Source organism: Microcoleus sp. D3_18_C4 (assembly GCF_036702355.1).
Taxonomy (GTDB): Bacteria; Cyanobacteriota; Cyanobacteriia; order Cyanobacteriales; family Microcoleaceae; genus Microcoleus.
The window spans coordinates 69,265-88,107 of sequence record NZ_JAUBTF010000025.1 but is presented as its reverse complement, the minus strand read 5'-3'; the positions used below and the strand labels follow the sequence as shown (position 1 = coordinate 88,107).

Annotated in this window: 15 protein-coding genes; 6 read left to right on the top strand and 9 right to left on the bottom strand. The window is 44.4% G+C overall.

Features of this window, described 5'->3' with window-relative positions; genetic code table 11:
• The coding region (locus tag QUA90_RS14715; protein ID WP_445300112.1) for a WD40 repeat domain-containing protein at nt 1-413 on the top strand (413 nt) is incomplete at its 5' end.
• Between the two features lie 42 nt (nt 414-455).
• Here the strand turns inward: QUA90_RS14715 and QUA90_RS14710 are convergent.
• The 3 genes from QUA90_RS14710 to QUA90_RS14700 all read right to left on the bottom strand — a co-directional run bounded on the left by QUA90_RS14710 (nt 456) and on the right by QUA90_RS14700 (nt 7,230).
• Nucleotides 456-2,495, bottom strand: coding sequence for a caspase family protein (locus QUA90_RS14710; RefSeq protein ID WP_333446222.1), 2,040 nt, complete (start codon nt 2,493-2,495; stop codon nt 456-458).
• Nucleotides 2,496-2,558: 63 nt separating this feature from the next.
• On the bottom strand, nt 2,559-3,542 hold the full coding sequence (locus tag QUA90_RS14705; protein WP_333446220.1) for a WD40 domain-containing protein: 984 nt from the start codon (nt 3,540-3,542) through the stop codon (nt 2,559-2,561).
• A gap of 7 nt (nt 3,543-3,549) precedes the next feature.
• Nucleotides 3,550-7,230, bottom strand: a complete 3,681-nt coding sequence (locus tag QUA90_RS14700) for an nSTAND1 domain-containing NTPase (RefSeq protein ID WP_333446218.1) — start codon at nt 7,228-7,230, stop codon at nt 3,550-3,552.
• A gap of 456 nt (nt 7,231-7,686) precedes the next feature.
• On the opposite strand from QUA90_RS14700, the gene QUA90_RS14695 reads away from it, so the two are divergent.
• Entirely contained in the window at nt 7,687-8,166 is a 480-nt protein-coding gene (locus tag QUA90_RS14695; RefSeq protein WP_333446216.1) for a hypothetical protein, read from the top strand.
• A 74-nt stretch (nt 8,167-8,240) separates the two neighbouring features.
• Here the strand turns inward: QUA90_RS14695 and QUA90_RS14690 are convergent, their stop codons facing one another.
• The 3 genes from QUA90_RS14690 to QUA90_RS14680 all read right to left on the bottom strand — a co-directional run bounded on the left by QUA90_RS14690 (nt 8,241) and on the right by QUA90_RS14680 (nt 12,962).
• Nucleotides 8,241-9,143: a peptidoglycan-binding protein gene (locus QUA90_RS14690; RefSeq protein ID WP_333446214.1), complete on the bottom strand. Its 903-nt coding sequence runs from the start codon at nt 9,141-9,143 to the stop codon at nt 8,241-8,243.
• Between the two features lie 139 nt (nt 9,144-9,282).
• Nucleotides 9,283-10,128, bottom strand: coding sequence for a glycoside hydrolase family protein (locus QUA90_RS14685; protein WP_333446212.1), 846 nt, complete (start codon nt 10,126-10,128; stop codon nt 9,283-9,285).
• 506 nt (nt 10,129-10,634) lie between these two features.
• On the bottom strand, nt 10,635-12,962 hold the full coding sequence (locus QUA90_RS14680; protein ID WP_333446210.1) for a S8 family serine peptidase: 2,328 nt from the start codon (nt 12,960-12,962) through the stop codon (nt 10,635-10,637).
• 377 nt (nt 12,963-13,339) lie between these two features.
• Here QUA90_RS14680 and QUA90_RS14675 point away from each other — a divergent pair, with 377 nt between their 5' ends.
• The 3 genes from QUA90_RS14675 (at nt 13,340) to grxD (ending at nt 14,807) form a co-directional block, all read left to right on the top strand.
• The gene (locus QUA90_RS14675) at nt 13,340-13,963 is read left to right on the top strand and encodes a hypothetical protein (RefSeq protein ID WP_333446208.1); all 624 of its coding nucleotides are present in this window, start codon (nt 13,340-13,342) and stop codon (nt 13,961-13,963) included.
• Between the two features lie 42 nt (nt 13,964-14,005).
• A complete protein-coding gene (locus tag QUA90_RS14670; RefSeq protein WP_333068825.1) occupies nt 14,006-14,266 on the top strand; it encodes a BolA family transcriptional regulator in 261 nt (86 codons plus the stop codon).
• Between the two features lie 217 nt (nt 14,267-14,483).
• A complete protein-coding gene (gene grxD / locus QUA90_RS14665; RefSeq protein ID WP_333042762.1) occupies nt 14,484-14,807 on the top strand; it encodes a Grx4 family monothiol glutaredoxin in 324 nt (107 codons plus the stop codon).
• A gap of 293 nt (nt 14,808-15,100) precedes the next feature.
• Here grxD and QUA90_RS14660 read toward each other — a convergent pair whose 3' ends face one another.
• On the bottom strand, nt 15,101-15,355 hold the full coding sequence (locus tag QUA90_RS14660; protein WP_242719887.1) for a DUF6761 family protein: 255 nt from the start codon (nt 15,353-15,355) through the stop codon (nt 15,101-15,103).
• Between the two features lie 595 nt (nt 15,356-15,950).
• On the opposite strand from QUA90_RS14660, the gene QUA90_RS14655 reads away from it, so the two are divergent.
• Nucleotides 15,951-16,685, top strand: coding sequence for a response regulator transcription factor (locus tag QUA90_RS14655; RefSeq protein WP_333446205.1), 735 nt, complete (start codon nt 15,951-15,953; stop codon nt 16,683-16,685).
• A gap of 26 nt (nt 16,686-16,711) precedes the next feature.
• On the opposite strand, the gene QUA90_RS14650 is transcribed toward QUA90_RS14655, so the two are convergent.
• A complete protein-coding gene (locus QUA90_RS14650) occupies nt 16,712-17,062 on the bottom strand; it encodes a 4a-hydroxytetrahydrobiopterin dehydratase (RefSeq protein ID WP_333446203.1) in 351 nt (116 codons plus the stop codon).
• 382 nt (nt 17,063-17,444) lie between these two features.
• Nucleotides 17,445-18,812 (bottom strand): aldehyde dehydrogenase, encoded by a 1,368-nt coding sequence (locus QUA90_RS14645; RefSeq protein WP_333446201.1) that lies wholly within the window; start codon nt 18,810-18,812, stop codon nt 17,445-17,447.
• Nucleotides 18,813-18,843 lie beyond the last annotated feature (31 nt).

Here is an 18,843-nt window from a genome sequence, read left to right as displayed (position 1 = left end):
GTGACAAGACGATAAAACTGTGGAACCTGCAAACCCAAAAACCGATTGCCACCCTCACCGGCCATAGCAGTTCGGTCATGAGTGTCGCCTTTAGCCCAGATGGCAACACCTTGGCTTCTGCAAGCGATGACAAGACGATAAAACTGTGGAACCTGCAAACCCAAAAACCGATTGCCACCCTCACCGGCCATAGCAGTTCGGTCTGGAGTGTCGCCTTTAGCCCAGATGGCAAAACCTTGGCGACCGCAAGCGATGACAAGACGATAAAACTGTGGACTTGGGATTTAGAGCAACTAATGGCATTCGGCTGCAACTGGATCAGCGATTATCTCAGAACAAACCCGAAAGTGACAGCCGAGGATAAACAGATGTGTTCTGATTACCTCAACCATAAGTCAATCAAAAAGGACTAGGCAAAAACAGCCCGCGAGCAAAATGGGCGCACTACATTTTTTTCACCTCAGCACATATTCCACCTTTTCCGTCGTCCATTCATTACTCGCTTTAGTTACAACCTCCGCCATTCGCCCCTGTAAATCTTGGTCTAACGCTGGCAATTCCCACAAGTGATAATTCGTTGCATCCAAAGTTGCAAATACTTTTATTACATTTACCCCTTCCTCATAATTTTTTGGCAATGATAGTTTGAGTGGTTCTGTTGTCTCTCCTTTGGGTTCTACAACTTCATTATTCACACCTTTGGGATAGATTTGTAAAATCCGAAAATCCATATCAAATATCAAGGCAGTTATATTTAAACTTCTAGTAGATTCATTGTGAATTACTAAAGTGATATCTTCTGCACCTTTTTCTAATACAGGAACTTTACCATCAACATTCAAAACTACACGTTGCCGTTTGACAGATTTAACCAATTCAACCTTAAGTTTGCCATTTAAGCGAGAAAAAGCGTCTTCATTGTCCAACTCCAAACGATTTTGATATATGGTAATATGGATTAAGCGATTAATTAGCTTTTTAGCTGCTTCAGGTGCATCAACTTTGATCGGAAAAAGAACATTTTTGATAGGTGCTTTATTAGCATCTAAAATCACATATTCTCCTTGAGAGTTCACGGAAACAAAATAATTCACATTCTCATCTTTTTCGGTTTCGGGACAGAATTCTATCCAGCTATGATTTTCAACTTCCTCTTTTTGAGTTTCGAGTATACCAGGAAGTGATGACACATCTACACCAGGAATTTGCGGTAACGGGTCAGGCAGAAGAACGCGAACTTTGCGAATTTGTTCCAACGGTGGCCCTACATAGACAGCAGGTGAACCTATTTCAATTATTCCTTCTGTTAATTTATGATGGAGTTCTCGGGTTCTAAATTCGTTGTGTAGCATCGTTACTTCTGCCCAACATTCGGATGCCCCCAACTCTACAACTTTAACTGTAGCAATGCGATTTTCACTATCCTCAAAAGCCCTCGTCCCGAATCGAAAAATATCGAATTCTGCCCCTTTTTTAATGCCGCTAGCTTCACCCATTTGCAATTGGACTCGGTTTTTGGTAATATCTACTTTCATCACGGGAGCGTTACGGCTAGCAACGACAGATTGACCGCCCAAAAAAGTGCGATTTGTCTCGCCAATCAACATCGGTGTTTGTCGGTCAAAGTCATTGTGAACGAGATTAGAAATTTGATTGAACAAATGTTCTACAGCAATCTCTGTCCCGTATTGTCGCAAAGCTTTTAGTAAATAATAAGTTAAAGCGCCGTTGCGTTCCGTCCCTTCAAAAACCTTTTCATAAGCGAATTCCTGATCCCGACAAGCTGCTATTAAGGTATAACCTTTCGGTTCTGGTAACAAACCATTGACAACGGTAATATTGCGGCTATTTTCTGTTGAAGTTTGCCAATTTTGTGCTAATTCCTGAAGCGGTGCGACTAAACTATCTGTAGGTCGAAGAGTCATATCAATAAAACCTTCACCGCGAATCCGGTCATCTCCGCTCATCTCTCTCGTTGCGCCACCGGAATGACAGCTATCGAGTACCAGGGTTACAACTAACTCTTTTGCCACCATTTCTTCCAGGAGTTTGGCAAATTCCAAGTCGCGCAAATAGCGTGAGTTTGGTTGACCGATATCGCAGGGAACTAAGGCTTCATCTAAACCCATAGAACCCTTGAGGCTTTCAAAAATTGTTTTCGCCCGTCCGCCGTGACCGGAGTAGTGAATATATACTCGGTCTTGAGGTTGGGCTTGGGCGGTTAGTTCTTTGAATTTGGCGACGATATTTTCATAAGTTGGTAAGAGTTCTGGGGGTTCTTGGGGTTGGTTGGGATTGTCGGAAGCAGTAGCGGTGAGTTTAATAATTTGGTCGGGTGTGAGGTTGAAGGTTTCTTTTAAATAGGTTTCGACGTGGTTGATATCTTGAACGCATCCTCGCAAGTTTTTGTAGGAGTTACCTTCTGGTAAGCGATGGGGGAAGTAGAAATTGATGCCGATGAGGAGGGCGTAGAAGTTGGGAGTTTGGTTAGTCATGGTTGTTGCTGGGTAAGGGGTTTGGAAAATATATTTGAGATTTGAATCAACTTTTTAGCAAGATTATTCTGAGCGAAAGTTTTTTAATACCTCATTAGTAAACGGATTTTTAGCCTTTTTTAGAGATTCTATCCAATCTTTTTGCTTTGTTTTTTCATTTTCATCACTGATTAATTTAATAGATTCTTCAAAATCTAGGACAGCGCCATTAAAATTACCTATTAATGCTCTGGCCACACCCCGACTCTTACGAATCCATCGGTTATTAGGTTCGAGTTGAACAGCTTTGTCACAAGCAACTATAAATTTTTGTGGTTGCTGATTAAGGCTACCCATCCAACAGAGCTTATTCCAATCACTTGCTAAATAAATTAAATTTGAGTCCAGTTTAACAGCTTTTTCAAAATTAGCAATTGCATCATCAATACGGCCCTGTAACGCTAACTGTTCACCATGCAAAAAGAAAGCTGTTGCAGAAGGTTCCACTCGATCGCAGAGATCCTGGTTCTCTGATTCAATGCTATTAGGGTTATTCTGTAAATAATTTTTGAGGTGATTGCAAGCTTTTGCTTGTAAGTTATTGAGTTCTATATCCCATAATCTTACTTGACCATCATCAACACCAGCAACAAGAAATTTATCTTTAGGACTGAAACTAACAGAATAAATTTCTCCTTTATAGATATCAATACTATTTATTAATATACCATCAAGATTCCAAATCTTGATCTTACGATCTCTGCTAGCCGAAGCAATCATTTGACCATCTGAGCTAAAACTTACACTCTCAACTCCGGCTGAATGCCCGTAAATTGTTTTTCGGAGTGTGCCGTCTTTATTCCAAAGCTTGATTGTCTGATCCCAACTAACAGAAGCAATGATTTTGCCATCGGGACTGAAACTTACGTCTGTAACTCTTTTAGTATGACCAGGCAGAATTTTTACATTTGATGCATCATTCGTACTCCACAGTCTAACCGAATTATCGGCACTTGCGAAAACTAAAGTTTTTCCATCAGGACTAAATCTAACTTTATTTACTCCCAATTGATTTTTAAAGGTTCTTAATTAGACTACCATCTTGAGTATTCCAAAGTTTGATAGTATTATCCAAACTTGCTGAAGCAATGTTTTTACCATCAGGACTAAAAGCTACACCTTGAACAGCTTTGCTATGACTAGATTTACTACTACATTTTTTATTTTTAGTTTCTATAGAAGCATCTATTAAAGGTTTAATTAAGTGACCATCGGCATCCCATAATTTTATGGTACAATCTGCACTAGCAGTGATCATTACTTTACCGTCAAGAGGACTGAAAGCTACTTCATAAACCTTTTCACTATGGCTACGAACAGTACGATTATAACAATGTGGGTCTGGTGATTGACTCAACGTAACATCTACTAAATCTTTGTTGATGCTGTTACCATTTACATCCAACTGTTTAACAATTTTGCACTTACTGGCTGAAGCAATTCTCTGACCGTCAGGGCTAAAGCTAACATCTAAAATAGGACTCTCTGCTTCTCCAAAAGCCTTTGGAGTTTCTTTTGTATTCCATAATTTGACTGTATTGTCGTCACTGGCAGAGGCAAGAATTTTGCCATCGGAGCTAAACTTTACATCCCATACTCCATTTCCATGCCCGTTCAAAGTTTCAGAGGTCATACCTGGTCGATCCCAATACCAAAGCAGAATATGTTTGTCCCAAGTCCCGCCTGCAATTATTTGATTATCAGGACTAAAACTAACCCCTCTTACAAAATCTTTGGAAGCTTTGAGGCAACTATATTCAATCCCATTTTGACTTTTTTTAAGTTGGTTGTCACAAATTTCTCCCAAAGTTTTTTGATCGAGAGAAAATTTTAGATCTCTAATCCAGTCATTACTTTTGCTTTCTGCTTGTTTACGCCAGAGTTTAATTGTACCATCACCACCCCCTGTTACTAACATCTTTCCGTCATGGCTAAAATCTAAACTCCAGACTCCTCTTTTACTATGTCCCCTAAGAGTACCTAATAGTTCTACATCCTTAAATGTACCATTTTGACTTCTCCAAAATTTTACACTGCCATCACCACCACCAGTAGCTAGGGTTTGATTATCTTTAAAACTCATGCTCAAAAGCCAGCCTTGATTAGCCTTTATCGAGTTTAAGGGTTGACCATCTGAACTCCACAACTTAATATTACTATCATCATCTGATGAAGCAATTATTCCTCCGTTAGGACTAAACTTTACAACTCGAACTGGATGACTATGCCTTAAGGTAGATTTAAGAACCCAAGTACCATTTTGTTGTGACCAAAGTTTAACTGTTTTATCTTTACTTGCCGAAGCTATTATTTTACCATTTGGACTAAAAGTTGCTTTCCAAATAGTGTCTTTATGCACCTCGCCAAAATCTTGTAGTAAGCGACCTTCTTGACTCCATAGGATTAAATGTTTATCATAAGCTGATGTAAGAATTTGACCATCTTTGCTAAAGCTGATACTCGTTACACCACCTTGATGTTTCTCTAAACGATTTAACTCACGAGTCTCATAAACAGCTTTTCTCAAATTAATGATTACACTATTTCGGTTAGTGGTTGTTGATAGAAGTGGGGTTTTTAACTTATTTGAAGCTTTTAAAATTTCTATTAAACCCTGAAATTGTTTATCAGATTCGAGTAGCGATTGGGAAGATATACTTAAATTTGTAATCTCAAAGTTATATCTATTTTTGAAAACTAATCCTGTCACAAAAACTAGAGAAATTGTCAGCAATCCGAATGTAAATTTCTTAAAAATCTCTTTTCGTTTTTCTCGATTAATACTTTTCTGGATAAACTTTTGCTCCTCTATTCTAAGTTGTTCTGGATGTTTGTTTAACCAGTCTTCCGCTACGCTTAATGGGACACCTCTCAATAATCCCTCAGTATCATAGTTGTTATTTTTCCAATCTTGTAACAGGACTTTTAAGCGTTCTTGCCAAGTCCGAAATTGACGACTAGCATTGATCCAATCACGGAAAGTTCCCCATTCTCGAATCAGCGCTTCATGTACGACTTCGACAGTGTCTTCCTGTTCTTGTTGTCCCGTGACCACCAACCGTGCTGGATATCCTGCTAAATAACTGACCAAATTCCAGTTCTCTTCCCCCACTTCCGCACGGGTAGCAACGCGCCGAGTGTCTTCTGTTCCTTCCCCTGGACGAACTAACTGTACAAAAATTCGCTGTGTCTGCTTTTTCTCTGTTTCACTGAGTTGTTGATAAACTTGTTCTGCATGATTAGCAATGGCTTTTTTGACACCACCAATTTCTTCATAAGCTTGATGAGTTAATTCTCGATTGACTTGCTTTTCCCACAACCGAGTCAGGGCAAATTCTAATAAGGGTAAATTTCCGGGTTCTTGACCTACATCATCAAGAATACGTTGAGTTAATTGTGTTTCTAATTGCACTTCTAACTTGTGAGCAGGTAATTCAATCGCTTGTTGTAATTCCCCTCGTTTCATAGAACTCAAGAATTGCGGTGTGAATTCCTGTAAGATATCCTTAAATCGAGGATAGGAAAGTACATAACCCAAAAAATCAGCCCGTAACGTTAAAACTAATGTGATGCTTTTTTCAGAAATAGCAGTGAGTAGCTCGTCGATAAACTGTTTTTGTTCTTGCTTCTCTAAACAAAGGGTGTAAAGTTCTTCAAATTGGTCTGCAACTAATAATAACTTTTTGCCTGGATTCTTTGTCAAAATACGAGACGCTACCTGTTGTAAAGTGATTCTACCTTGCTGCATATCACTACCTAATGCGACTGATTCCCGCAGTTTTTGAGTTTCACCTGCTTCTGGTTCTAATTGCCGTACCAAGGCAAATGCTAAGGCAGAAAAGGGTTCTTTCCCCGGTCGGAAAGTTTCAATTAACCAGTTTCTCTCTTTTAGCAACTTGGGAGTTACTCCTGCAAATACTACAGATGATTTACCACTGCCACTAGGGCCAATCACGCTAACTAACGGTTGTTTATGTGTGACTTCCACTAAATTATTGACAAATTTTTCTTGACCAAAAAAGAAGTCTGCATCTTCTTCGCCAAAGGCAGATAGTCCCTGGTAGGGGTTAGGAGGAATCTCATCTTCAAAATTAATTGAAATCTCATCAGTGGCAGAGGCAGTTAACTTTTTTTTCTTCAGAACAGGAGTTTCCTTCTCCAAGAAACTTATCATCTGTGAACAACCTAACTCGTAGGCTCCTTCCACTTCATATCCAGCAGCGATCGCATCATAAAACCCTACAGCAAAGGCAAGGGCTGCTCGATCTCCCACGGCTCGATTCATGCCAATAACATAATTAACGTATTGGCTAATTGCCTCTGCCTGTACTTCGGAATAACAAGCATTGAGAATTACGCAATCTACACCTTTCTGGGCAAACAATTTAAACATACTGGCGAGGGCGTTTGTCTGCACCAGCGCCATTTTTCCCGTATCATCTTCTAGGACAATTCCATCTTCTCCAGCACCATGCCCGCAAAAGTGGACAATGTGAGGTTGATAATCTAAAATCGCTCGGTAAAAGTCACGGGAACGTACTGCCCACTTTTGTTCTAATTTATACTGCTCCCGTTTATTGGCCCGTCGCAATCCTTCGTCAATTTCCCGGATCTCTTCATCCAATCGCAAGGGTGCGGTATTGGTGGGATTGGCTGCCAGAATCAGAATTGTTTTGACTGGGGTGTTGTTCGTCATGGCTTCGGGAATTGCTCTGGTTTTCTGGAGCTTTTATTTCTGTTTGCTTGAGGAGATTTCTTTTACTTAAACTGATAAAGGTCTTTGTATTTCTATACGGTTCAGTCTTAGTATACCACCAAACTGGCAATAAAATCTTTGATGTACGTTAAGTAAGTTTACAGTGTGACAGAATGTAAACTTACTTAACCAGTGGGATTGATTTGCTTGAGTTTTTCAACAAATTTAACTGTGTTTGCTTTATTTCCGGTTCGATAGTAACTTTCTAGCGATTGAAATGTTACATACTTAGCAGCAGTTTGAGGGGACGATCGCACTTGTCTAAAGAATGGTTAAGATTTCCGATGTGTAGCTCTGCCTTGGTTAAGCTATATTGACGGGTTTTCACTCATCAGCTTCGCAGGCAAAGGATAATCAGTAATATTCTAGTTAACAATAGTCGGGAGATAAGTAATCATGGCAGAAATTGAAGTTATTGTAGAAAGTTTGTGGGAACTTGATGAGGATCAGCTAGCAGCACAAATTGGCGATCGCGCTCAAGCCATAGGGGATGATGCGGCTGGACTTGGAACCAGAGGGATAGACTCAGCTTCCCTGGATTCTATTGATGTGAATGTTGCCGCTAGAGCATCGATCGATCCCAGGCTCCTAGAAGCTGGCCAGCGGTTGTTCGATCGCGTAAACCCCTTAGTTTACGAGCTGATGTGCCAACCCCTCGGAAACGATCCACAGACTCAGAAAATCCTGGATGAAGCGATCGGTCAGAATTATACTAAAGCTGCTGGGATGTTAACTCCTGTTCTAATCTCTGGACTGGGACTTGCTCCTGCTATTGCTACTCTCCTCGCTACGTTGATTATCAAAAAGATTGCCAATTATAGCGCTACTGCAATTTGTGACAATTGGAAGCAAAACCTGCCCAAACCCACAAGCTGAGCTATAAAGGGAACTTCCACCGAAGGCGGAGGAAGTTCTGTTCCAGCTTTGGTGAACTCGATCGCGCTAACACCTCAACCCATTTGTTCGCGAGTTTTGAGAGCGACAATTCCGTCGGGCTTCAAACCTTTTTTCTGCTGAAATTCCTTGACGGCTGTATCTGTTGCCGGCCCAAATTCACCATCAACCCCAACTACAACGCCAGCCTTTTTCAAGCCTTCCTGAAGCTTGATTACATCTGAGCCTTCCATTCTGGGCATCGCCAAGCGCAACGTTCTGGGCTTGTCATCCCACGGCGCTTTAGCAAACCCTTGAGCAGGCGATCGATTAAGTGCATCCTCGGTTTGGGGGCCAAAGCCGCCATCCTCGCTAATCTTTGCATCCGGGTTGTTCTGATTCCAAAGCTGCTGAAATGCGAGTATTGAGTTACTGCGAAGATCGATCGTCCCGTCGCCTATGTAGTCGAAGTGAGGCGGATCGCCCGGTAATGGATGCCAGCCATATTGCATCAAATAAGATTCCCACCCTCTGGCATCTTCAATATCGATCGCTAGCCCTGTTTGGTGATTGCTGGTGCCTGGTGGCGCTACAGGATTAGAGTTGTTGAAGCGATCGTTATACAATAACATTTGCTGGGCGATCGTGCGGTAAGCAGAGTTCACCTGCATCGTTTGACCTCGATCTTGAATGGCTCTCTGAAGTGCCTCTTTTGCCGGGGTTTGTACGTAGGGAAAAGCTGCCTCCAGCAAGTCTACATTAAGGTCATCAAAACTGACAAAGGCATCTGGCATCATCAGTTGTAGTTGATAAATCAACTGTTGAGATAAGCCATTGACCACCGCAGTCGAAGACATGGGGGCATCTTGGAGCAATCCCGGGAAACTGCCTCTAAGTTCCAACATATCCCGTTGGACAAATTCTTCACAGGCTTCGATAATTACAGGTTGATTTAATAGAATGTCGCTTGAGTTAGTCATGGTTTTATCCAATCAATTTGAATTTGGTCAGTCCTGGATTCATAAACTCTATCCGTAGGCGATGCACACCGCACCTTACCTCCACAGAGCTTGTGAAAATTACTTGATTGTGTCAGTGTAATTGGTTACACAATCGATTTTATAGTCCCAATTCTTTGCGTGTTTGGACACCGACAACACCATCCGCCGTTAGCCCTTTTTGCTGTTGAAACTGTCCCACAGCACGATCGGTGTCTTTACCAAAAACGCCATCTGCTGAAACATTTATTCCTGCCGCGATCAGCGCTTCTTGCACTTGACGCACATCCTCACCTTGCATTATTGGCTCCGTAAGTGTGAGAACCCGAACTTCAGGCCTTCCTAAAAACAGAGCTTGTTCGGCCAAGCGCCTGCGTGTCAGCCCTGGCCAGGGTTCACCATTGACTTTATTCCACACAGTAAACTGATTGGCTGCTCCTTGATAATCCCCGTCGTTCAGCAACTTCAGAAGAGTTGAACCTCCAAAACCTTCTGTTCCTGGGCCCACGTTGAAACAGAAGCAAACCAGTGCAGAAAACTGGTTGTCATCGATCTCAACTTCAACGGCATCCTCAACATAGGATTCAAACTTTTCTAAATCTTCCCTCAGCAATTCTTCTGCTTGCGTTTGGCTAATAGTAAGTCCTGGATAAACATCATCGCCAGTGTGTCCGTAACCAATTGTCCAAACTCCACCGCCATCATCATAAGCAGTGAGTTCACATCCTTCAAAGGTAGTGAGAAGCTTGAAACCTTCTTGATTGATATGCTTTGAACCTCTGCGTTCTACCACATCAGGAGGTTGTTCGTCTGGAGGATGAATATGATAATTTTTAGCCACACTGAAGCTTAAAGCATCAATTAATGCTTTTACTTGCCCATTAGTCTCCGTGACTTTAATAGCTAGGTCGTCTTTGATTTCGTATACGCGACCATCGCCGAAGAGTTCCAACGATCTTTTTGGCATTTGAGTTTTTCCTTTTTACAAGGTAGGTTCAGTCAAAAGAGGCACCTTGAAGATCCGAACGCCAAACTTTTGGCTATTTTGAAAATGAGTTTAAACACTCTATTAATTAATGGTTTCGATCAAAAGTCTTAGCTTGACGGGTAATTTGGTTATTATATAGGTCTGTTCCACAGTAATGTTCGCGATTGGCGCAAACCTTTACAAAAATTAATTCACCTTGACAATCGGCTTACCGAATATCTCTGATTCACTACGCGCAGTTTTGGCTGATATTCCGCAGATGTAACTCATCTTATTGCAATAGTCGGGACAGTTTTTAATTCGCAGTCTGAAACCCGGGATTTCCGGGAAAGTAACTCGATATGTAAAGCTACCATCAAAAAAGCGATCTTTTCGTCAGGACTTACGCAAAAACTGGTTTGACTCGCCGCGAATTATAGCGGCTTCAGTCCTCGGATTTTATGAGGACTGAAGTCCGAACGATCGAACCAGTTTTCTGTTCTTAGCTAGACAATGTAAGGAGAATCGATCGCCTTTGCCCGATTAATCGCCACCAAAGTCTGGTAAATCAAAGCCGAAATCTCAGCGCGGGTAATATCCCGCTGCGGCGAAAGCCAATCGCGGGAAGGATAATTAACCACAATCTTCAAAGCAGTTGCTGTGGCGATCGCACTCAAAGCAAAATTAGGAATTTGAGAACGATCGATGTAAACTTTCAAAGAATCAGGATTGCCGCCCTTGAGTTCCAAACCGTTAACCAAAGACACGATCGCCTCACTCTTGGTCAAATTCTGATTCGGGCCGAACTTCAACCCCGGAAACCCCGCCAAAAACCCCCCCCGATTTGCCCGTTCGATCGCACTTCTCGCCCAAAAAGTAGCAGAAACATCAATAAAATTTGTAGCCGGCACCCTGGGAATCGGACTAAACGCACTCACCAACAGCGCCGCATATTGAGCACGATTTAAACTGTCATCAGGCCGAAAAGAACCGTCAGGAAAACCGCTAATTATATTCGCCGCCGCCAAAGCTTCAATAAACTTCTGTGCCCAATGTCCAGAAATATCGCTGAACACCGCACCCCCGATATTCGGATTGCCACCGCCTTTTCTCACCGCAGCTTGCACAGCTTTCAAAGCATTCACTTTCCCGTAACCAAACCAATCGCTGCGGCCGTTGCTAGGATCGTAATTTCCCAGGCGATTGCCCAACTGGGGATCGGGATCGAGATCGACAATTTTCTCAGCAGTTTGTTCGAGAATTCCCCGCACTTCCCGCGCCGTCAAACGGGGGTTAGCCGAAAGTATCAACCCTGCAACCCCAGCGACTACGGGAGTGGCGCTGGAAGTACCGCCAAAAGTATCAGTATAGTCCCCCCAGTCGTAGCCCCGATCGCCCACTCGATCGGCAGTAAACACCCCCAAACCGGGCAAATACTGCGTCACCTCCGGCGGCGTGCCGATATATCCGGTTTCTGCCAACCAAGTTCCCGGCGGCGCGTTGTTGCTGGGGGCGCAAACCGAGATGCTGGTGCCCCAATTGCTGTAAGCTGCTTTTTTGTTGAGGGAAGTGGAAGCGCTGACGGCAATTACGTCAGGGTGAACGGCAAATCCGTTTAGCCATCTAGTTTGACCCTCCACGACGTTGTTGGGCCAGCCTTTCTCGTTAATTGTGCCGTTGACTGGGCGGTTGGCATTCCCCGCGGCGAACAGAATAACGCAGCCTCTGCCGCCCCGCCCTTGGGTTGCTGCTTTGGTGATAACGGCACTCTGCCGCAGGGAAAGGGGATAGTAAACGGCTGAAGGCCCCCAACTGCAAGAAATGACGGCGGCACCTTTTTCGATCGCCCAATTAAATATTTTTTCGACAGAATTGTCATCGAGAAAACCACTGGTACGGATGGGCATCAGGGCGCAGCCGGGGGCGACGCCGACAATGCCTTTGCCGTTTTCTTCAGCAACCGCGACGCCGGCACAACTTGTGCCGTGGTTGTCTGAGTCGGCGACTGGCATCGGGGAAGTGTCGCCATCTTTGAAATCGATGGGTGAGACAATTTTGCCTTGGCCTTGAAAATCTGGGTGGGTGATGTCAACTGAATCGTCGGCGATTGCAATTACGATCGATCGAACTCCGCGAGTCATGTCCCAAGCTGGTTCGGCATAAATTTGAGCACCGCCGACAAGTTCCTTGCCGCCTTTGTTGTTGAGATACCACTGTTTGGGATAAAGCGGATCGCGGGGCGTGTAATGCTGCTGTGTCTCTACTAAAATGTTTGGTTCCGCTACGAGAACTTCTGGATATCTTGTCAGGCGGTTGGCAATTTTGACCGGGTTTTCTGTTGCTTGTTTGGTGACTTCGCAGACGAAAGTGTTGGGAATTCCTTCTACTGGTCGGACTATTTTTAAAGCTGCTGCATTGGCGATCGCGTTTCGCGATTGTTCGTCTACTTGTTCGCCAAATTGAATAGTAATTTGGTCTGTCAGATAAAAGAATGTACTCGGATTGTTGGCGGGGCAATAGACGTGGCTGGCAAAAGCTACGGCATCGCTGGCGCGGGCTGTTTGCATTGCTGCTTCTAGGCTAGAGGGCGCAACGAGATATTCATCGAGATTGCTTTGGCCGATGCGGCGGTTGAATTTTGCCCCAGTTGTTGCAGCCCAATCGTTTGAGGCTGATGCTGTTGATGAGGGGCGGACTGTAAAGCGATCGTCCGCTTTTGACAGCAGCAATTCATCGCCGCCGCGCTGCAAAATCACTGCCAGACTTTCATCGGGGACTCCAATTCCTTGATAATTTTGGAGAGTGTCGGAGGTGGGTTTGCTTGGTTGTACCATCAGAAATGTTCCTGTTTAATTTTGATGTCTATTTATCAAACATATTTATAAGCTGTCAGGCAGGTTTTTACCATGAGGGGTTTGAAACTGTAACTAACAGCGGTAGGGTGCGCCATAAGCGCCTTACTAACTCCTTTCGTCTCAAGCGAGAGAGACCAAAGTTTGTGTAGGATCGGTTTCAATCGGCGATTTTTATTCGACGGCTGAGTGTTTTTTAGATAAACCACCTCACAGAAAACTCGTTTTGAGCTTTTCTCCCGATCGCACCCTTTGACATTTCAACAAATTTGGTTTACACTTAGCCGGTTGCGATCGCCAATGGTAAGATCGGTTCAAGCTAAATATTTTTTTAAAGCGCACAGGCGCAAAGTAATTTCATGGTATACTCTGGAACTGTTTGCTGGCTTCGCTCCACTGCCCGGATTACGATCGGGGCGATCGCAGCTTTTACCCTATTGCAACCGCTCCAAGTCCAAGCACAACAACCTTCTGGGCCAGAGAACCAACCGCAAGTCGAACCCGCCGACGACCCCACAGACCCCAACAATCTTCGCCCTCTGACGCAAGACAGCAGCCTGCTGAGCGTCCAAGGAGGCCAGCGTTTGATGACAGAAGCCAGCAGTGCTATTTCTAATCAGAATTACGCACTCGCCAGTCAAAAACTCCAAGAATCCCGCCAAATTTTCAATCAACTGTCCAACTTCTACCAACAACTGGGTAGCAGTTTTGCCGGAATTGACATCCGCTTGGCCGAAAGCCACCGCACCAAAGCTGTAGAAACAGCCCAAATGCGCGACGAAGCTACCTACCGGCTGGCGTTGGTACACCGGGCGCAAAATAAGCCCGAACTGGCTGTACCCCTGCTAATTCAGATTATTCGATCGCAGCAGCCAACTCGCGACTTGGGCAAGAAAGCTTACCAGCAGTTACTGGAATTGGGTTTTGTGGATTCGCCCTTTCCCCGGCCCGCCAGCGCTCAACCGAGTTCATCGACAAAATAGTTCCACTAAAATCTAAATTACAGCCGTTTATCAGAGAAACCAATGGTTACACCGTCTCAAGTAGCAGAAATGATTAAGGCAGGGTTGCCCGACGCTAAAATACAAGTTGAGGATTTGACCGGTGGCGGTGACCACTACCAGGCGAGAGTCGTCTCTGCAGCCTTTGAAGGAAAAAGCCGAGTACAGCAGCACCAACTGGTTTACGGCGCTCTCAAACAGGCAATGGCTAGTGAAGCCATCCACGCTTTGGGCTTGGAAACCTTAACTCCCGCAGAATGGGAAGCGAAAAGTCAAGTTGCTTAATTGTTGAGTAGCAATTGGATATCACAAGTTTGTGCTTGTGTCAATAGTTGCTTGAAATATAGTTGCTTGAAATACAACTGCTGCACTTACGCACAAAAACCACAAAAACCCGGTTTTTTTTACCGGAATCTATGGCTGTAACGAAAGATTTTCGTAAAAAACGCGGTTTCTGCGTCAGTCAACGTTTAAAAATTTTCAAACAATATTAGGAGCTACCATGACTACAGCAGCACATGAAAGAATTGACGAGTTGGTTAAGCAAAACAAAATCATGGTGTTTATGAAGGGCAATAAGTTAATGCCCCAGTGTGGTTTTTCTAATACTGTGGTGCAAATTCTCAATACTTTGGGAGTGCCTTACGAAACTGTTGATGTTTTGGCCGACCAGGAAATTCGTCAAGGCGTTAAAGAGTATTCCAACTGGCCGACAATTCCCCAAGTTTATATCAACGGCGAGTTTATTGGTGGCTCGGATATTATGATCGAGATGTATCAAAAGGGCGAATTGCAAGAAGTTGTAGAAGTGGCTTTGGCTTCTTAAATTAGACCTAAAAAACATTTCCCCGACTTCTTAAAGAAGTCGGGGAAATAACAGCAATCGCGTTTTACGTTGAATTAGGTTGATTTACTTAATTATTCGTTACCAGGCAAAGCCTAGGAACGCAATGCAGTGGGCTAGGCATCGAATTTTTAGGCTCCCAAAGCGAGGCCGAGCCTGTGGACATCGGTTCCGAGGCATAGCCAGGGAACCCGTTAAAATTGCCAATTCCCAATTCCCAATTCCCAATTCCCAATTCCCAAATCATCAAGGGTTTATCAAACCGAATTTGCTATTTAATAGTAGTCTGATTCAGCCTGTGTCTGTGTCTGTGGCATTACAAAATTGGAGGGGTCGTGAATGTAACGCGCTGCTTCTTCCTCTAGTCTGTGAATCAGATAGGGTTCCAAACTGTTGGAATGCCGCAGGGCTGCTAAATAGCCGTCTAAGTAAAGCCGCAGGTCATCGAAGCGATAACCTCTATTCCACATTTCGACGAGGGCGTCGGTGAGTTTTTGGTAGTGCCGGATTGTTTGGGTGTCTTGTAGCATGGTATGAGCTTGAAATCCTTTGTGGTTTGTATAATGACGGCGGGATTTAGGAATGGCCTCGATTGATGCTGAGTGGCTCAGCTTGAGGCTATTTCTAAATAAAAGTTTTTACCCTGCTCAACAGGCTACCCTCCATAAAAAATTTCACTCGTTGCAATGCAGTTGCTCGACTTTTTGCGCGCACCTAGATTATTCGCTGTGCGTTTAATGGAGTCGGGATGTGGCTGAGTTTGACGGTCTAAGTGGCTGAGTGTTCCGGCTACCGAGCGAACGGTTGGAGGAATTCTAGTTTCACTTGCGCGATTTGTCAACCTCCTGGGAATGGGGGCTGGGTCGGGGGGATCGCTTTTGGCAGGGGGGTGGGGCATGGGATCGATCGGCTTTACACTGTCTTATTTTCATTGTAAGCTTACCGCCAGAATGATTTCACCTTTCTGCAGGCTGACCCTGCCAAATTAACCCAATCTTTAAAATTCGTACCCTAGGTATGTCCGCTGCTTTAAACGCAGCTCATGCTTGAGTAGCGATGGTTACAAAAGCTTGACAAAAGCTCTGTTAACCTTGTAGCAATTAGTGATATGGGAAGCTCGCCTCTGTGGAATCTGCAAGTATTTCAATTGTTGAAGGGAATCCGCACCTGCGATCGCTCTTGGGCTGGCATCTACAGCAAGTCGGTCACTGGGTGCACCAGTCAGCGGATATCAGTCACGCTAGGGAAATATTTTTCAGCCGCCAGCCAACCCTAGTCATTCTGGATGCCCAATTGCCGGATGGGGACGGTTTGGAATTTTGCAACTGGCTGCAACAGCAGCAGCAGTCACTGATTTTGATGCTGTCGGCGCGGAATTCGGAATCGGATATTGTTGAAGGTTTGAAGGCGGGGGCAGACGATTACCTGACTAAACCCTTTGGGATGCAAGAGTTTATGGCCAGGGTGGAAGCTCTGATGCGCCGTAACCGCACGATGCTACCGCCGGCGACGCTGGAGTGCGGGCTGCTAAAAATTGATTTGGTGCAGCGCCGAGTGAGGTTGTACGACGAACATATTGAGCTGACTCCCCAGGAATTTAGCCTGCTGTACGTGCTAGCTCAAGCTGGAGGAGTGCCGCTGTCGCGCTCGGATTTGCTGCGTCGGGCCTGGCCTGATGCTATTGATAACCCCCGGACGATCGACACTCACGTACTCTCTCTGCGTAAAAAAATCGAAATCGACCCGCGACAGCCGAGCCTGATTCAAACTGTACGGAATGTCGGCTACCGACTGAATCTGGAGTTGTTGAATAGTGCCAATCAACCGCATTCCCCAGTGTCCAGGGCGGTGCTTTCTTAGACTACGATCGGTCTATAACTCTGATTTTATTTAGGGAATTGATTGGCGATCGCATCTGTTTTCGCAGCCATAATAAAATCATTGCGATGCAGTCCAGAAATCGCGTGAGTCCACCAAGTAACGGTAACTTTCCCCCACTCGGTTAACAGTGCGGGGTGATGTCCTTCAGTTTCGGCTGCTTCGCCGACGCTGTTTGTAAAGGCGATCGCACTTTTGAAATCCGGGAACTCGTAGGTACGTTCTATTTGGGGAATGCCATTTTTTTCGATCAAATTCCAGTCGGGAATTTGAGGTTTGAGTTGGACAATTTCGTAAGCTGTGACGCGGGGAGAGTTGGGGCGGCAGGCGGCACAGCGTTCTGTTGCTAAAGGTTCCATAAATTGCTGTTTAGCGATCGGTTCTAAAAGACATTATAGACATTTCTAATGGGAATTATTTTGGATGGGGCAACAGTCATTTAGGAGTGACATCTTGCACCATTTTCAATAAGCTTTTTATCGGCGGGTAGGATGCCCAACCCCTACTCCCCACAAGAAATTCACTCTTTGTGGAACAGGCATCTTGCCTGTTCTTGAGAATGGTGCAAGGCAGACATTGCGATCGAAATCGTTCCAAAAACAGATGAGCAATCATTTAAAATTGATGGAAATTCTCGTTCACCGTGGAATCGGTTGACCGATAATATCAGGAAGAGGGCGGGTTGATTGGGCTATCTCGCTTATATTGTAAACGTTGGCGAACCCGCCCCTCCAAGTGCGATCAACCGATAATTTTCTTAATCAAATCCAACTTACCTTTATAGGGAGCGTACCGCCATTTTAAGTCAAGTAAAAATGACTTTTGCAGCACGCTTTTTTGATGCGAAAAGGTGTCAAAACTTGCTTTGGCGTGATAGCTACCGATGCCGCTGTCGCCAACTCCGCCAAAAGGTAAATCTTTTACCCCCACTTGCATAACCGTGTCGTTGAGACAAACTCCCCCCGAAGAAGTTTCCCTCAAAACTCGCTCTTGTTTCTCTTTATTTTTGGAGAACAAATACAAAGCTAAAGGTTTGGGACGGGCGTTTATTTGGGCGATCGCCTCTCCGAAATCATCATACTCCAAAACTGGCAAAATCGGCCCAAAAACCTCCTCCTGCATCACCGGCGAATCCCAGGAAACACGATCTAAAACCGTCGGTGCAATATATCTATCTTCCGGCTTCACTTCCCCACCTACGACAATTTCTCCATCTTTGATAAACCCACTCAAACGGTCTAATTGCCGCTGGTTGATAATCCGCGAATAGTCGGGACTTGTTTGCGGATCGTCGCCGTAAAATTCGTGAATTGCTGTTTTAATTGCTGTCATCAAAGCAGGTTTAACTTTTTTATCAACTAACAGGTAATCTGGAGCGATGCAAGTTTGTCCGGCATTAAGAAATTTGCCCCACGCAATGCGTTTGGCGGTGTATTCAACCTGAATGTCTGAGTCTACAATGCAAGGACTTTTGCCACCTAATTCCAAGGTTACAGGTGTCAGGTGTTTAGCGGCAGCTTCCATGACAATTCGACCGATTTTAGTGCCTCCGGTAAAGAAGATGTGGTCAAATTTTTCGGCTAGCAATTGTTGGCTGATTTCGACTCCTCCTTCGACCGCGGCTACATAGGCGGGATCGAAGGTTTTGGATATCATGTCGGCGACAACTTCGGAGGTGTGTGAGGCGATTTCCGAAGGTTTGAGAAGTGCACAGTTGCCGGCGGCGATCGCCCCGACTAAAGGTGATATCATTAACTGAAACGGGTAATTCCAAGGCCCGATGATTAACACTACGCCCAAAGGTTCAGGGTAAATGCGGGCCGATGCTGGGAATTGATCTATCGAAGCAGGCACTTTTCTCGGCTTTACCCATGATTTGAGGTTTTTGAGGGCATAATTAACTTCGGCAATCGATGCGATTTCAAGATAAGCCTCGAATTCGGGCCGACCGAGGTCTGTCTTGACAGCATCGACTATTCGTGATTGATTAAGTTCGATCGCACTTTTAAGATTCTTGAGTTGTTCGATCCGAAAATCGACATCCTTAGTTTTCCCAGTTGCAAAAAATTGCCGCTGCTGCTGGATAATATCGCTGACGCTGATTACCATCTTTTGTCCTCCATGTCTATAAATAAATGTT

Excerpts from the sequence above, each read along its gene's own strand:
- QUA90_RS14695 (WP_333446216.1), top strand. The coding sequence starts at position 7,687 with ATGGCAGAAATTGAAGTTATTGTAGAAAGTTTGTGGGAACTTGATGAG.
- QUA90_RS14700 (WP_333446218.1), bottom strand. The coding sequence starts at position 7,230 with ATGACGAACAACACCCCAGTCAAAACAATTCTGATTCTGGCAGCCAAT.
- QUA90_RS14680 (WP_333446210.1), bottom strand. The coding sequence starts at position 12,962 with ATGGTACAACCAAGCAAACCCACCTCCGACACTCTCCAAAATTATCAA.
- QUA90_RS14660 (WP_242719887.1), bottom strand. The coding sequence starts at position 15,355 with ATGCTACAAGACACCCAAACAATCCGGCACTACCAAAAACTCACCGAC.
- QUA90_RS14645 (WP_333446201.1), bottom strand. The coding sequence starts at position 18,812 with ATGGTAATCAGCGTCAGCGATATTATCCAGCAGCAGCGGCAATTTTTT.
- grxD (WP_333042762.1), top strand. The coding sequence starts at position 14,484 with ATGACTACAGCAGCACATGAAAGAATTGACGAGTTGGTTAAGCAAAAC.
- QUA90_RS14690 (WP_333446214.1), bottom strand. The coding sequence starts at position 9,143 with ATGACTAACTCAAGCGACATTCTATTAAATCAACCTGTAATTATCGAA.
- QUA90_RS14650 (WP_333446203.1), bottom strand. The coding sequence starts at position 17,062 with ATGGAACCTTTAGCAACAGAACGCTGTGCCGCCTGCCGCCCCAACTCT.
- QUA90_RS14675 (WP_333446208.1), top strand. The coding sequence starts at position 13,340 with ATGGTATACTCTGGAACTGTTTGCTGGCTTCGCTCCACTGCCCGGATT.
- QUA90_RS14710 (WP_333446222.1), bottom strand. The coding sequence starts at position 2,495 with ATGACTAACCAAACTCCCAACTTCTACGCCCTCCTCATCGGCATCAAT.
- QUA90_RS14670 (WP_333068825.1), top strand. The coding sequence starts at position 14,006 with ATGGTTACACCGTCTCAAGTAGCAGAAATGATTAAGGCAGGGTTGCCC.
- QUA90_RS14685 (WP_333446212.1), bottom strand. The coding sequence starts at position 10,128 with ATGCCAAAAAGATCGTTGGAACTCTTCGGCGATGGTCGCGTATACGAA.